Raw genomic sequence first — 14,482 nt, forward strand, 5'->3', positions numbered from 1 at the left:
TCCCGCCGGCCCCGTGGCCGGTACCTGCCGAGTATTTCCCCGGAATGACCGAACAGCTTCGCTTCCCCGCCGAGTGGGAGCCCCAGTCCGCCGTCCTGATCGCCTGGCCGCACGCCGACACCGACTGGGCCGAGCGCCTGGGCGAGGTCGAGGAGACCTACGTCGCCCTCGTCGCCGCCATCACCCGGTTCGAGCCGGTGGTTGTCTGCGTGGCCGACGACGACCTGCAGATCTATGCCGAGGCCCGGCTGCGTTCGGCGCGCGTGGACATGGAGCGGGTGCGTTTCGTCGCCGCCGAGTACGACGACACCTGGCTGCGCGATTCCGGCCCGATCACCCTGCGCCAATCCGGCGGCGGCTTCCGCCTGCTGGATTTCCGTTTCACCGGCTGGGGCGGCAAGTTCGAGGCGAGCCGCGACGACAGGCTGGCGTCGGCGCTGGCGGCGTCGGGCCTGTTCGCCGACGCGTCGGTGCAACGCATCGACTTCGCGCTGGAAGGCGGTGCCATCGACACCGATGGCGACGGCACCCTGCTGACCACCTGGCAGTGCCTGCACGAGCGCCATCCGGACGCGACACGCCAGGCCCTGGGCGAGAAGCTCGCCGGCTGGCTCGCGCAGCGGCGCGTGCTGTGGCTCGACCACGGCTACCTGGAAGGCGACGACACCGACGCCCACGTCGATACCCTGGCCCGCTTCGCCTCCACCGACAGCATCGTCTACCAGGCCTGCGACGACGCCACCGACACGCACTACGCGGAACTGGGCGCGATGGGCGCCGAGCTGGCCGCGCTGCGCACCGGCGACGGCCGGCCGTACCGGCTGTTCCCGCTGCCGTGGGCACGGCCGATCCTCGACCAGGGCCGCCGCCTGGCCGCTTCCTACGCCAACTTCCTGATCGTCGACGGCGCCGTGCTCATGCCCGCCTACGGCGACCCCGCCGACGATGCCGCCCGCGACGTGCTCGCCGCGGCCTTCCCGGGACGCGAGATCGTGCAGGTCCCGTGCCGCGCGCTGATCTGGCAGAACGGCAGCCTGCATTGCATCACCATGCAGTTGCCTGCCGGGCTGCTGCGCTGACGCCCGCCCCTGCCCGCGAGGAGTGACCATGCCGCGCCATGTCGGCCTGCTCCGTGGCGTCAGCCCGATGAACGCGAAGATGCCCGCGCCGCGCGCGAGCTTCGAACACGCCGGTTCCGGCAACGTGGCGACCGTGCCGGGCAGCGGCAACGCGGTCTTCGGCGCGCCGCGGCGGGACGAACGCGTGCTGGCCCGCCAGGCGGAGGCCGCGATGCAGGCCACGCAGGGGCGCAGTTTCCGCACTTTCGTGCGCCCGCTCGCGCACCTGCAGGCTCTGTTCGAGGCCGATCCCTTCGCCGCCTTCGCGTTGCCGGCCGCGGCGAAGCGGATGGTGACCTTCCTCGGCGAGCCGCCGGCCCCTCGTCCCCGCGCTGCCGGTGGAGCCCGCGCTGCCGGTGGAGAAGGACGAGGCGCGTATCCTGGCGATGCACGACCGCGAGATCTTCACCGCCTCCCTGCCGGCCGCGGGAAACCCGGTGTTCATGACGCCGAGCGCCAGGACCTTCGGCGATGCCACCACCAGCCGCACCGGAACACCTGGCGCAAATGCGCCGCCGCATGAACGCCCGGACCGGCAACCGCGCGTCTTTGCCGCCGCCAATCCCTACAATCCACGCATGAAGACCCATACCCTTCCCGTCGCCCTGATCCAGGAGCGCAACCACGGCGACGCCGAGGCCAACCTGTCGGTGATCGAGGCCCGCGTGGCCGAAGCCGCCGCGCAGGGCGCGCGGCTCGTGCTGCTGCAGGAACTGCACAACGGCCCCTACTTCTGCCAGCACGAGTCGGTGGACGAGTTCGACCTGGCCGAGCCGATCCCCGGCCCGAGCACGCAGCGCCTGGGCGCGCTGGCGAAACGGCACGGCGTGGTGATCGTCGGCTCGCTGTTCGAGAAGCGCGCCACCGGCCTGTACCACAACACCGCGGTGGTGCTGGAAAAGGACGGCACCCTGGCCGGCAAGTACCGCAAGATGCACATCCCGGACGATCCCGGCTTCTACGAGAAGTTCTACTTCACCCCGGGCGACATCGGCTTCAGGCCGATCGACACCTCGGTCGGTCGCCTGGGCGTGCTGGTGTGCTGGGACCAGTGGTACCCGGAAGCGGCGCGGCTGATGGCGCTGGCCGGCGCCGAGCTGCTGCTGTATCCCACCGCGATCGGCTGGGACCCGGCCGATGCGGACGAGGAGAAGACCCGCCAGCGCGATGCCTGGGTGTTGAGCCATCGCGGCCACGCCGTGGCCAACGGCCTGCCGGTGCTGAGCTGCAACCGCGTCGGCCACGAGCCCTCGCCGCTCGCGGCCGACCGGGTCGCCGGCGCCTCCGGCATCGCTTTCTGGGGCAACAGCCACGTCCTCGGCCCGCAGGGCGAGTTCGTCGCCGAAGCCGGTACCGAGCCGAGCCTGCTGCTGGCCGAGGTGGACCTGGGCCGCAGCGAGCAGGTGCGCCGGATCTGGCCGTTCCTGCGCGATCGCCGCATCGACGCCTACGGTGGCCTGCTCGAGCGCTACCTCGACTGAGCCGGCCATGTCCGTCCTGATCCGACCGGCCACCGAGGCCGACGTTCCCGCCATCGCCGCGATCTACGCGGTGGAAGTGCGCGAGCGGGTCAACACCTACGAGTACGAGGTGCCGGACGTCGCCGAGATGCAGGCCCGCATGCGCCGCACGCTCGCCGCCGGCTACCCGTACCTGGCCGCCGAGGACGGCGGCGCGGTGGTCGGCTATGCCTACGCCGGCGGCTACCGCAGCCGCATCGCCTACCAGTGGACCGTGGAGAACTCGGTCTACGTGGCCGACGCCGCGCACGGCCACGGCATCGGCACCGCGCTGATGCAAGCGCTGATCGCCGAATGCGAGGCGCGCGGCTTCCGCCAGATGGTGGCGGTGATCGGCGAGCCCTCCAACACCGCCTCCATCCGCCTGCACGAGAAGCTCGGCTTCCGCCTGATCGGCGTGTTCCCGGCGCTGGCGTTCAAGCACGGGCGCTGGCTGGACACCGTGCAGATGCAGCGCGCGCTCGGCCCCGGTGCCGACGTGCCTCCTACCGAATAGAACGATCCTCCATGACCGATTTGCCCGCTTTGCCCGAGACCCCGGCCGATTCGCTCGCCGGCCAACCCATGCGCGTGGTCGAACGCGACGGCGTGCGCTACACGCTGCTCGGCACCGCCCACGTATCCCAGGCCAGCGTCGCGGCGGTCGACCAGTCCGTCGTCTCGGGCGACTACGACATGGTGGCGGTGGAACTGGACGCGCAGCGCCTGCAGGCGCTGACCGATCCGGACGCGCTGGCGCGGCTGGACCTGGTGCAGGTCATCCGCAGCGGCCGGGTCGCGCTGTTCGCCGCCAACCTGGCCCTGGCCGCCTACCAGCGCCGGCTGGCCGAACAGCTCGGCATCGAACCGGGCGCCGAGCTCAAGCACGCGGTGACCACGGCGCGCGCGCGCGGCCTGCCGGTGGCGCTGATCGACCGCGAGGTCGGGCTGACCTTCCGCCGCGCCGCCGCGCGCCTGGGCCTGGTCGGCAAGTTCAAGCTCGGCCTGGCCCTGCTCGGCGGCCTGTTCGCCTCCGAGGAGGTCGGCGAGGACGAGATCGAGAAGCTCAAGCAGGGCGACATGCTCGAATCGAGCTTCGGCGACTTCGCCCGCGAGAGCCCGGCCCTGTACGAGACCATCATCGCCGAGCGCGACCGCTACATGGCCACGCGCCTGCGCGAACTGGCCGCCCCGGCCGAGGGCGCGCCTCCGCGCCACGTGCTGGCGGTGGTCGGCGCCGGCCACCTGGCCGGGCTGGCCCGGCACCTGCAGGACGACGACGATTCCCCGGCGCAGGCACGCGCCGAGCTGGAGTACGTCAAGCCGAAGAAGAACATCCCGTGGGTCAGCCTGGCGCTGTGCCTGGTCGCCATCGGCGGCATCGCCTGGGGATTCGCGCGCGGCGGCATCGGCGTGGGCCTGGAACTGGTCGGGGTGTGGGCGCTGTACACCGGCGGCCTGGCCGGACTGGGTTGCCTGGCGGCGGGCAGCCACGTGCTTAGCATCCTCACCGCGATCGTGGTGGCGCCGTTCAAGCCGTTCCGCCTGAGCATTCCGACCGGCATGTTCGCCGCGCTGGTCGAGGTGCGCCTGCGCAAGCCGGCCTATGCCGATTTCCTGGCGTTGCGCGACGACACCCAGACCCTGCGCGGCTGGTACCGCAACCGGGTGACGCGCGTGGCCCTGACCTTCCTGCTCACCAACGTCGGCAGCAGCCTGGGCTTCTGGCTGGCCAGCGCGCGCATCTTCGGCAAGCTGCACGGCTGATCGCTCCCCCGGCCGCCGGGCCACCCTGCGCCTGGCGGCCCCTGCCCGCTGGCGCCCGGGGTCCGGTGCGATGGCCGGCGGCAGGGACCAGGGCCAAGGCACTCTCGCCCAAGGCAATCCCCCCTGCGGCCGATGCCGTCTCTTGGTTGCGGCGGTCGCGCCGCCGCGATCGCAGGCGCAAGCCGGGCGAACGGATCGCCCTCGGCACGGCCGGCCCGGCGGGCGATCGCCGTCGCCGCGGCTATACTGGCGCCCGTTTTTCCTGCCTGGTCCTGCCGGTCCATGTTCTCCAAGCTTGCGGCCGCCGGTCTCCTGCTGTGCGGCATGGCGGCCCCTGCCGCGGCGGCCGCGCTCAAGGTCGAGGGCGACTACGACCACGGCCGCCAGCTCGCCCTGCCCTGCCAGGGGTGCCACGGCGTGCCGGACTACCGGAATCCCTACCCGCGCTTCCGGGTGCCGCGCATCGCCGGACAGCCGGCGGCCTACCTGGTCCGGGCGCTGGAGGACTACCGGCAGGGCCGGCGCCGCCACGCCACCATGCAGGCGCAGGCGCGCGACTTCTCCGACCAGGACATCGCCGACCTGGCGGTATACCTGTCCGCGCAATGAGGACGGCCATGTCCCGGACGCCCTTGCCGTTTCTGCTCGTGATTGCCGTGCTGGCACTGGGTGCCTGCGCGCCGGCGCCGCCGTTGCCGCCCGGCACGGTCCAGGTGCTCCCGCAGCTCCCGCCCGGCCGCATCGCCGCCGGCCAGGCCCGCGCCGCGCTGAGGAATCCGGTCACCGGCCAGCGCTGCATCGATTGCCATGGCGCCGACGGCAACCATCCGTTGCAGCCGGACTATCCGCGGCTGGCCGGCCAGTACGAGGACTACCTCGCCCACGCCCTGCTGGCCTATCGCGACGGCGATCGCCACGATGCCGACATGGCGCCGCAGGCCGCCGCGCTGGGCGGCCAGGACATCGCCGACCTGGCGGCCTGGTTCGGTTCGCACCGCGGGCCGCTGCGCGACCTGCACGAGGCGAAATGAGCGGGCGAATCGCCAGGGCCCGCCGGCGCGGCTAGCCGCGCGTGGCGTCCGCGCCTGCTAAACAGCGACCGCGGCTTTCCGCGGCAGGCCCGGGTACGTCCGTGCCCGCCGCGAACGCGTCTAGCGCACGCTGCCGTTGTCTTCCTGCAGGCGCTTCTTGAACGGGATGTCCGGCGGCGGGCGCGCCGAGGCGGGCTGGTCGTTCATGTCCGGATTGGCCAGGCCGCAGCCGCCGCCGAACTGCAACAGCGAGATCACGCAGCTGATCCGGTTCTTGCTGCCCGGGATCGGGATCTCGATCTTCTTGATGCCCTTGCGTACCCATTCTTCCAGCAGCGATTCGTTGGGCACCCAGTACTGGTCGAACTCGGTCGGCTGGTAGTCATAGGGCGGGCGCTTGAGCCAGGTGCCCGACTGGGCGATGCGCTCGCGTGTCCAGCTGTCCGATTCGCCGCCCGGCGCCCCGCGCGGCGGCGTGGCGGTATCGCCGCCACCTGGCACGCGGGCGCGGCCGTCGCCGCCGACCAGTCCCTGGCCCCGGTCGCCCCCCCCGCGCACTGCGCCGGCACGGTCGCGCTGGCCCAGTCCCCAGTCGTCGGCCTGGTTCGCGGCATCCCAGCCCCCGGCACGCGGGGCGGCCTGCGGCCCGCTCCCGGGAGCACGACCGGCTGCCGGGGCCGGCCGGCTCGCGTCGGCACCGTCGGTGCCGGTGGCCGGTTCCGGCGCACGCGCCTGGCCGGCGCCGGCGACGGCCGCATCGGAAGACGCCGGCTGGTGTTCGCCCTGCGCCTGAGCTGCGGCCGGGGCTGCGCCCGCCCCGGATACGGCGGGCAAGGCGCGCTGGCGCACCTGCACCTCCGGTATCGCCGGGGCGGCCGTGGCGGGCGCCCTGGCCTGCACCTGCGGCGCGGGCACGGCCACCAGCGGCTCGGCCACCGCGCGCTCGCGTACCTGCACCGTGGGCGCGTCCGGCAGGGTCGCTTCGTGCACCTGCTCGCGCATCCTGGGCAGCGGCACGCTGTCGGCCTGCACGACCTGCACTTCGCGTTCGCGCACCTGGACCGGCGGCGGCACCGGCAATGCCATCGCCGGCGTGCGCGCGGCCACCTGCGGCGCCGGCACGGCCCCGCTCTGTACCGTCTGCACCGCCCGCTCGCGCACCTGCATGGAGGGCGTCGCCATCGGGGGCGGCGGCACGGGCAACGGCGGGGGCGGCGGCACGACGAAGTCCCGGGTCGGCTGCGGCACCTCGGTGGCCTGCAGCGGGGGCGGGGGCGGCGACACCGGCGCGGCAGACGCGCTGCCGGCGTCCGCGACGGCCGGCGACGCCTCGGCCGGCGGTGCCGGCGGCACGGGCGATGACGATGGCGCCGCTTGCGAGCGCGCGGCCGCCGCCGCGGGGGACTTCCTCCCGCCACTGGCCGGCCGCGAAGAACCCGCCTGCGCCGCCTGCCCGGCGGCCGCCGCGGGCAGGCCACCGCCGCCTTCCTGCTCGCTGCCGCGGCCCAGGAACTCGACCCGGATGCCGGCCTCGTCCGAGGCCTGCGGCGGCGGCAGGTGCACCCAGGCCAACACCATCAACAACGCCGCCAGCAGCAGGTGCAGGGCAACGCTGCCCAGGGCCGCGAGCCGGCGCAGGCGCCGCTGGTCGGCCGGCGGCGGATCCCAGTGCTGCCAGAGCAGGCTGCGCAGCGACGGCCAGAAGCCGGTGAACCGCCGCGGCCAGCGCGGCGGCCGCGGTGGCAGGTGCCCGGCCACGGCCGTGGCCACCTGTTCCGGCGAAAACGGCAGGATCCGCACCGGCTGCGAGCGCAACCACAACGACCAGCCGTAGGGCATCCCGGTACGCCGGTCGAGCACCGGCGACGGGCTGCGCGCCCGCATCACGTCCAGCAGCTCGTCCAGACGCAGCACGGTGCGGCTTCGCTCAGGCGCGCCGGGTTTCGCGCGGGATGTAGGGCGCCGCGCCGTTGTCGTGGTCGGTGGCGTCGCGCACCGCGGTCACTCCCGGCACGCGGCCCATCAGGGTCTTCTCGATGCCCTGCTTGAGGGTCACGTCGGCCATGCCGCAGCCCTGGCAGCCGCCACCGAAACGCAGCAGCACGGTGCCGTCCGCGCGCACTTCCTGCACCGCCACGCGGCCGCCGTGCGAGGCCAGCTGCGGGTTGATCTCGTTCTCCACCACCCAGTGCACGCGCTCGACCAGCGAGGCGGCCTCGCCGGGCGCCTCGCCCTTGATCTTCGGCGCCTTGATGGTCAGTTGCTGGCTGCCGGTGGCCTGGGTCACGAAGTCGATCTCCGCCCCGTCCAGCCACGGCACGCTGGCCGCGTGCACGTACAGGGTGAATCCCTCGCAGTCCACGGCCCACTCGTCGCCCGCCAGGTCGGCCGGCTCGGCGAATTCCAGGCGCGCATCGGCGCGCGGCGTGCCGGGATCGACCGCGCTCAGGCGCACGCCCATGCCGGGCGCGTCCTCGCGTTCGATCAGGCGGCGGAAATACGTCTGGGCACGGTCGGATATCTGGATCATGCGGGGTATTCTAGCGGCCTGTGCGGACGACGCCGGTTACGGCGCTGCCCCAGGCCCCGCGGCATTCAGCCGTGCCAGGAGGATGGACCGATGACCGACCTGATCCCGCTCGCCCAGGCCCGCTGCCTGCCCCACCGCGGCCGCGAGCACCGGCTCGTGCCGGCGCGCCTGGCGGAACTGCTGCCGCAGGTGCCCGGCTGGGAAGTGATCTCCGACGGCGAGGCGATCGCCCGCACGTTCCGGTTCGAGGACTACTACCGCACCCTCGCCTTCGTGAACGCCTTGGCATGGATTGCACACCGCGAGGACCATCATCCCGACCTCGAGGTGACCTACGGCCGGGTCGTGGTGCGCTATTCCACCCACGATGCCGGCGGCCTCACCGAGAACGACTTCATCTGCGCCGCCAAGGCGTCGGCCCTCACGGAGTGAACCCATGAAAACCGGTTTTGCCTGTCTTTCCCTGCTGTTGATCCTGCCGCTGGCCAGTTGCGGCAAGGCCGACGCCCCCGCCGCCCCGGCCGCGCCCGCCTCCACCGAGGTCGCCGCCGTCCACACCCCGCGCCCGCCTCCACCGAGGTCGCCGCCGTCCACACCCCGCCGCCCGACTACCCGATCGAACTGGCCTGCGCCGGCCAGGGCGGCACCACCGTGCTGAAGGTGGTGGTGGGCCCGGAAGGCAAGCCCACCGACGTGCAGATCCAGCAAAGCAGCGGCCAGCCCGCGCTGGACCAGGCCGCGCAGACCCGCGTCACCCAGGACTGGACCTTCAATCCCGCCACCCGCGCCGGCCAGCCGGTGGCGACCACGATCCAGGTGCCGGTCACCTTCAACCCGCCGCAGCCGCGCCCGGACCAGTGCTTCGCGCTGGACGAGCACGCCCACCCGCAGGGCTGATCCCGGCGGCATCCCTCCCGGCGGCCCGCCGCTCCGGCGACGGGCCGCCGTCTTGCCTGCGGAACGCATTCGCATGAGCGACCCCTGGCTGTCCCACGCCGTCCTGGTCGCGCTGGCCGCCACCACCGCCGCCGGCCTGGCCACCGTGCTCGGCAGCCTGCCGGTGGTGTTCTCGCGCCGGCCGGACCCGCGCCTGCTCGCCTTCGGCCTGGCCTTCGCCGGCGGCGCGATGGTCTACGTCTCGCTGACCGAGCTGCTGGGCGAGTCGATCGCCGCCTTCTCGCGCAGCGCGGGCCCGAGGCTCGGCTTCACCTGGGGCACCCTGTCGTTCATGGCCGGCATGCTGGCCATGCTGCTGATCGACCGGCTGATCCCGCATCCGCACGACACCCTCGACGCCGGCGCGGCGCGGCACCGCGACGGCGACGACCGCCATGCCCTGCGCCGGATCGGCATGCTCACCCTGGTCGCGGTCACCGCGCACAACTTCCCCGAGGGCCTGGCCACCTTCTTCGCCACGATGGAAAGCCCCGCGGTGGGCCTGCCGCTGGCCTTCGCCATCGCCATCCACAACATTCCCGAAGGCATCGCCATCGCCGTGCCGGTGTATTTCGCCACCGGCAGCCGCGTGCGCGCCGTCGGCGCCAGCCTGCTCTCCGGCCTGGCCGAACCGGCCGGCGCCGTGCTCGGCTACGCGCTGCTGGCGCGCCGCCTGTCCGACTCGGTGATGGGCGGCGTGTTCGGCCTGGTCGCCGGGGTGATGGTGTTCCTGGCGCTGGACGAGCTGCTGCCGGCCGCCAAGCGCCACGCGCGCGGCCACGAGACCGTCTACGGCCTGGTCAGCGGCATGGCCGTGCTCGGCGCCAGCCTGGTCCTGTTCAAGTGGTAGGAATGCCGGCGGCGGGCGCGGCCGCAGGCGGCAAGGCGACGGGATCGCAGGCCCGCCGCAGGACCTCCCGGCATCACCCCAGCCGGTCCAGCGCCTCGGCCAGCTCCGGCGCCAGCGGCGCGTTCAGCAGGTAGGGCGTGCGCCCGCCATCGAGCGCGAACTCGAGCGAGGCCGCGTGCAGGAACAGCCGCTTCAGGCCGGTCTGCTCGCGCAGGCGCTTGTTGACCGCGGCATCGCCGTACTTGTCGTCGCCAGCCACGGGATGGCCGATGTGCTGGGCGTGCACGCGGATCTGGTGGGTGCGCCCGGTCTCGATGCGCACTTCGCAATAGGAATGCCCGCCGCGCCGTTCCAGCACCTTGAAGTGGCTGATCGAGCGCTTGCCGCCGGCGTTGACCTGGACGTGGCGCTCGCCGCCCTGGCGCAGGCCGACCAGCAGGGGCGCGTCCACCGTCATCGTGCCGTCCGGCATGCGCCCGACCAGCAGGGTCAGGTAGCGCTTGGTCAGCCCGGCGCCGTGGTCCTCGCGCAGCAGGGCCTGCAGCTCGGTCAGCGCCGAGCGCTTCTTGGCCACCACCAGCAGGCCCGAGGTATCCCGGTCCAGGCGGTGCACCAGCTCCAGGGTCTGGCCCGGGCGCAGCGCGCGCAGCGTCTCGATGGCGCCGTGGCTGATGCCGCTGCCGCCATGGCTGGCCACGCCGGAGGGCTTGTTGATCGCCAGCAACCGTTCATCCTCATAAACGATGGCCGCACGCAGGCGTTCCATGAAGGCCGGCGGTGGCCCGGCCTTCTCGCCCGCCTCCTCCAGTCTCACCGGCGGCACCCGCACCTCGTCGCCGGCCTCGAGCTTGCGCTCGGCCTTGGCGCGGCCCCCGTTCACCCGTACCTGGCCGCTGCGCACCAGCTTGTAGACCAGGCTGCGCGGTGCTCCCTTGAGCTGGCCCAGCAGGAAGTTGTCCAGGCGCTGGCCGGCGCGGTCCTCGGAAACCCTGACCAGGCGCACACCGCCCCCGGGACCGGTGGAACGGGGGGATTCTGGGGCGGACATCGGACTCCTCAATTCTGGTACACTCGGATGGCGAGATAAGGGTTTGATTTCGTTGGAGGTTGCCCAGGGCCAGAAGCCCCGCCCTCCTGCGGTTCCGGCACAGCACGCGACCACCGCCCCCGGGGCGGCCATGTTAGCGGCTGACCGGCTTGCCCGGCCATCGCCGGCTGTCCTGGGGGCAGTCGCGCTGAACACGTCCCGTGCGGCGCAGCCAGAGGGCTGGCGCGCCGGCGGCCCGCAGTACCGACAAAACTGAATAGCGCTCCCGCGGCCTGCCGTGGTGTTGCAGCGCTGGAAACCGGCCCGGTCGTACGCGCCATGCGCGGAAGACCGGGCGCATGTGACCAGAGGCGATACGCCAAGGCGTTCCGCGCGGTAGCAGCGCAAGGAAACGCACTGACAATGAAGCGAATGCTGATCAACGCCACGCAGGCAGAAGAACTGCGCGTGGCGATCGTGGACGGCCAGAACCTGTACGACATCGACATCGAACAGCCGTCCAAGGAACAGAAGAAGTCCAACATCTACAAGGGCCGGATCACCCGCCTCGAACCCTCGCTCGAAGCCGCCTTCGTCGACTACGGCGCCGACCGCCACGGCTTCCTGCCGCTCAAGGAAATTTCCCGCGACTACTTCCAGGCCGGCGTCGACCCGCACAAGGCCGGCATCCGCGAGCTGCTGCGCGAGGGCCAGGAGGTCGTCGTCCAGGTCGACAAGGACGAGCGCGGCAACAAGGGCGCGGCGCTGACCACGTTCATCTCGCTGGCCGGGCGCTACATGGTGCTGATGCCCAACTCGCCCACCGCCGGCGGCGTCTCGCGCCGGATCGAGGGCGACGACCGCGCCGCGCTCAAGGAGGCGATGGACAAGCTCGACATCCCCGACGACATGGGGGTGATCATCCGCACCGCCGGCGTCGGCCGCGACGCCGAGGAGCTGCAGTGGGACTTGGACTACCTGCTCCAGGTCTGGCGTGCCATCGCCGAGGCGGCGCTGAGCAAGCCGGCCCCGTTCCTGATCTACCAGGAGTCGCGGCTGATCGTGCGCGCCCTGCGCGACTACCTGCGCGCCGACGTGGGCGAGATCCTCGTGGACACCGAGGAGCTGTACGCCACCGCGAAGGAGTTCATGCAGCAGGTGATGCCGCAGAACCTGCGCAAGCTGAAGTTCTACAAGGACGACATCCCGCTGTTCAACCGCTTCCAGATCGAATCGCAGATCGAGGCGGCCTACGAGCGCGAGGTGCGCCTGCCCTCCGGCGGCGCCATCGTCGTCGACCAGACCGAGGCGCTGACCGCGGTGGACGTCAACTCGGCGCGCGCCACCAAGGGCGGCGACATCGAGGAGACCGCGTTCCAGACCAACCTGGAGGCCGCCGAGGAAGTGGCCCGCCAGCTGCGCCTGCGCGACCTGGGCGGACTGGTGGTCATCGACTTCATCGACATGGCCTCCTCCAAGCACCAGCGCGAGGTCGAGAACCGCCTGCAGTCCGCGCTCAAGCACGACCGGGCGCGCGTGCAGATCGGCAAGATCTCGCGCTTCGGCCTGCTGGAGATGAGCCGCCAGCGCCTGCGCAACAGCCTGGGCGAATCCAGCCAGATCGTGTGCCCGCGCTGCGAGGGCCAGGGCCGCATGCGCAGCGTGGAATCGCTGTCGCTGTCGATCATCCGCGTCGCCGAGGAGCACGCGATGAAGGAGAACACCGGGCAGGTGCTTGTCCAGGCGCCGGTGGAGATCGCCAACTACCTGCTCAACGAGAAGCGCCGCGCGCTCAGCGAGATCGAGAAGCGCCACGACGCGCCGATCGTCATCGTCGCCGACGAGCAGCTGCAGAGCCCGCACTACACCGTCACCCGCCTGCGCGAGAACGAGCTGGGCGAGGAAAGCGGCAAGCCCAGCTACCAGCGCGGCACGCCGCGCAAGCTGCCGGTCCATGCCCTGACCAAGGCCCAGCTCAACATCCCGCCGGCACCGGCGGTGACCCAGGTCAAGCATGCCCAGCCCGCTCCCATCCGCGAACCGGAGCCGGAGCCGGCTCCCGCGCCGGTAGTGCCGGCGGCACCCGTCGCGGTGCCGGCGGCAGCACCGGTGGGCGTGGTCGGCTGGCTCAAGCGGATCTTCGGTGCGGCCGAGTCCGCGCCGGCACCGGCCGCTGCCGCCAAGCCCGTCCAGCCGCAGGCGCGTACCCAGGACGGCCATGATGGCCGGCGCCGGGATCGTCGCGACCGCGACGAGCGGCGCCCCGGCAATGGCAATGGCAATGGCGGCCGCAAGGAGCGGCGCGGCGAGCCGCGCAACGAGCGCAATGGCAACAACGGCGGCCCCTCCCAGGCCACGCCGGCCCAGGCGCCCAAGGCGCCGCGCCAGGAGCCGCGGGACAACCGGGACAAGGAGCCGCAGGAGAACCGCGACGCCGCCGCCGCCGGCAACCAGGGCGGCAGCGGCCTGAACCGCTCGCGCCGTCGCCAGCGGGGCGCGCAGGCGCAGCCGGCCGAGCCCAATGCCGTGCCGCGCACGCGCCAGGCCGAGCCGGCGAACGAGCATGCCGCTCATGCCGCCGCGCCGGAGAAGGCGGCACCGGCACCCGCCGGCGAGGTTGCGGCCAAGGCGCCGGCCACGGCGATGGTCGTCGTTCCTGCCGCGGCCGCGGTGGTCGAGAACCTGATCGAGGCCCAGGAAGAAGCGGCCTCGGTCGAGGCGGTGACCCAGGTCGAGCAAGGCGAGCACGAGGAAGCCGGCGCAGGCGAGTCTGCCGGCGAGAACGGCAGCCGCCGCCGCCGCGGCCGCCGCGGTGGCCGTCGTCGCCGTCGCGGCAATGGCGACAACGTCCAGGCCGGCGCCGAGAATGCCGGCGAGGAGCTGGACAACGACGCCGACGAGGGCAACGACGAGGGCGCGCCTGGCACCGACACCGCGTCCCCGGCCGAGGCCGCCGGCGCGCCGCACCGCAGCCAGCCGGAGTTCGAGTTCGACGAGGAACCGGCCGATACCGATGCGGCCCCGGCCCCGTCGCGCCGCAACCCGGTGCAGCAGTCGCCAGCTACGGGCAGCAGCGAGGCCGCGCCACCGCCCGCAGCCCCCTCGCCGGCGCCTGCGGAGCAAGCCCCTGCGGCGCCGGCCGAGCCCTCGGCGGAAGCACAGGGTGCCGTCACGCCGGAACAGACGGTCACGCCTTCCATCGGCGAAGCGGCGCCGGCGAGCGCTGCCGCGGCTCCCATCGCCGCCACAGAACCGGAGGAGATCGCTCCGGCCGCGACCGAAGAAGCCGCCCCGGCGACGCCGCAACCGGAAGCACCGCAGGCCGCTCCGGCCACGTCTGTCGAAGTCAGTGTCCCGGCGACGCCGGCCGCCGCCCCCGTGCAGCCCGGCCTGGAACTTCCGCCCGCGCAGGAACCGGTCCCGGCGCCCGCACCGGCGCCCGAGCCCCCGCAGGCCGCCGGACACGGCGAGGCCACGGAGCCGGCCGAGACTGCAGGGTCCGCCGAGGCGGCCGGGAATGCTCCCGCGCCGATCGAGGCCGGCCACGCGGCGCCGGCGGTTCCGGAGCCGGAGCCCGAAACCGCCTCCGAGCCCGAGCAGGAAGAGGCGCAGCCGGCCAAGCCGGAGAAGGCAGCCGACTGAGGCTGGCCGGCCCGGAGCCCGACACGATCGGGCACCGGCGGATGAACGAAAGGCGGCCTTGCGGCCGCCTTTCGTTTGTCTG

At 72.9% G+C, this 14,482-nt stretch carries 13 protein-coding genes and 1 pseudogene; 11 read left to right on the forward strand and 3 right to left on the reverse strand.

The features are described from left to right. Positions 1–44: 44 nt before the first annotated feature. The 7 genes from BN3794_RS08615 (at position 45) to BN3794_RS08640 (ending at position 5,415) form a co-directional block, all read left to right on the forward strand. On the forward strand, positions 45–1,079 hold the full coding sequence (locus tag BN3794_RS08615; RefSeq protein WP_066096095.1) for an agmatine deiminase family protein: 1,035 nt from the start codon (positions 45–47) through the stop codon (positions 1,077–1,079). 28 nt (positions 1,080–1,107) lie between these two features. Next, positions 1,108–1,641, forward strand: coding sequence for a DUF1697 domain-containing protein (locus BN3794_RS15905; RefSeq protein WP_201455262.1), 534 nt, complete (start codon positions 1,108–1,110; stop codon positions 1,639–1,641). Positions 1,642–1,696: 55 nt separating this feature from the next. Next, positions 1,697–2,599 (forward strand): carbon-nitrogen hydrolase, encoded by a 903-nt coding sequence (locus BN3794_RS08620; RefSeq protein ID WP_066097182.1) that lies wholly within the window; start codon positions 1,697–1,699, stop codon positions 2,597–2,599. A gap of 7 nt (positions 2,600–2,606) precedes the next feature. Continuing rightward, on the forward strand, positions 2,607–3,134 hold the full coding sequence (locus BN3794_RS08625) for a GNAT family N-acetyltransferase (protein ID WP_066096098.1): 528 nt from the start codon (positions 2,607–2,609) through the stop codon (positions 3,132–3,134). 11 nt (positions 3,135–3,145) lie between these two features. Beyond that, positions 3,146–4,384: a TraB/GumN family protein gene (locus BN3794_RS08630; RefSeq protein ID WP_066096101.1), complete on the forward strand. Its 1,239-nt coding sequence runs from the start codon at positions 3,146–3,148 to the stop codon at positions 4,382–4,384. A gap of 282 nt (positions 4,385–4,666) precedes the next feature. Continuing rightward, positions 4,667–4,993, forward strand: coding sequence for a c-type cytochrome (locus BN3794_RS08635; RefSeq protein ID WP_425476703.1), 327 nt, complete (start codon positions 4,667–4,669; stop codon positions 4,991–4,993). Between the two features lie 8 nt (positions 4,994–5,001). Then, entirely contained in the window at positions 5,002–5,415 is a 414-nt protein-coding gene (locus BN3794_RS08640) for a c-type cytochrome (RefSeq protein WP_066097185.1), read from the forward strand. Positions 5,416–5,535: 120 nt separating this feature from the next. On the opposite strand, the gene BN3794_RS08645 is transcribed toward BN3794_RS08640, so the two are convergent. Both BN3794_RS08645 and BN3794_RS08650 read right to left on the reverse strand, forming a co-directional pair. After that, on the reverse strand, positions 5,536–7,329 hold the full coding sequence (locus BN3794_RS08645) for a hypothetical protein (RefSeq protein ID WP_066096103.1): 1,794 nt from the start codon (positions 7,327–7,329) through the stop codon (positions 5,536–5,538). A gap of 13 nt (positions 7,330–7,342) precedes the next feature. Beyond that, a complete protein-coding gene (locus BN3794_RS08650; RefSeq protein WP_066096106.1) occupies positions 7,343–7,945 on the reverse strand; it encodes an NfuA family Fe-S biogenesis protein in 603 nt (200 codons plus the stop codon). Between the two features lie 90 nt (positions 7,946–8,035). Here BN3794_RS08650 and BN3794_RS08655 point away from each other — a divergent pair, with 90 nt between their 5' ends. The 3 genes and pseudogenes from BN3794_RS08655 (at position 8,036) to zupT (ending at position 9,731) form a co-directional block, all read left to right on the forward strand. Continuing rightward, positions 8,036–8,377, forward strand: a complete 342-nt coding sequence (locus BN3794_RS08655) for a 4a-hydroxytetrahydrobiopterin dehydratase (RefSeq protein WP_066096109.1) — start codon at positions 8,036–8,038, stop codon at positions 8,375–8,377. 4 nt (positions 8,378–8,381) lie between these two features. Beyond that, positions 8,382–8,842: pseudogene (locus BN3794_RS08660) on the forward strand (energy transducer TonB). Between the two features lie 73 nt (positions 8,843–8,915). Continuing rightward, complete coding sequence (gene zupT, locus BN3794_RS08665) at positions 8,916–9,731, forward strand: zinc transporter ZupT (protein WP_066096112.1); 816 nt, start codon at positions 8,916–8,918, stop codon at positions 9,729–9,731. 73 nt (positions 9,732–9,804) lie between these two features. On the opposite strand, the gene BN3794_RS08670 is transcribed toward zupT, so the two are convergent. Next, positions 9,805–10,779 carry an RluA family pseudouridine synthase gene (locus tag BN3794_RS08670; RefSeq protein WP_078059660.1) on the reverse strand — a complete coding sequence of 325 codons (975 nt, stop codon included), beginning with the start codon at positions 10,777–10,779 and terminating at the stop codon, positions 9,805–9,807. A gap of 402 nt (positions 10,780–11,181) precedes the next feature. Here BN3794_RS08670 and BN3794_RS08675 point away from each other — a divergent pair, with 402 nt between their 5' ends. After that, the gene (locus BN3794_RS08675) at positions 11,182–14,400 is read left to right on the forward strand and encodes a ribonuclease E/G (RefSeq protein ID WP_078059661.1); all 3,219 of its coding nucleotides are present in this window, start codon (positions 11,182–11,184) and stop codon (positions 14,398–14,400) included. Positions 14,401–14,482 lie beyond the last annotated feature (82 nt).

The sequence above is a fragment of the Xanthomonas massiliensis genome, from assembly GCF_900018785.1.
GTDB classification, from domain to species: domain Bacteria; phylum Pseudomonadota; class Gammaproteobacteria; order Xanthomonadales; family Xanthomonadaceae; genus Xanthomonas_B; species Xanthomonas_B massiliensis.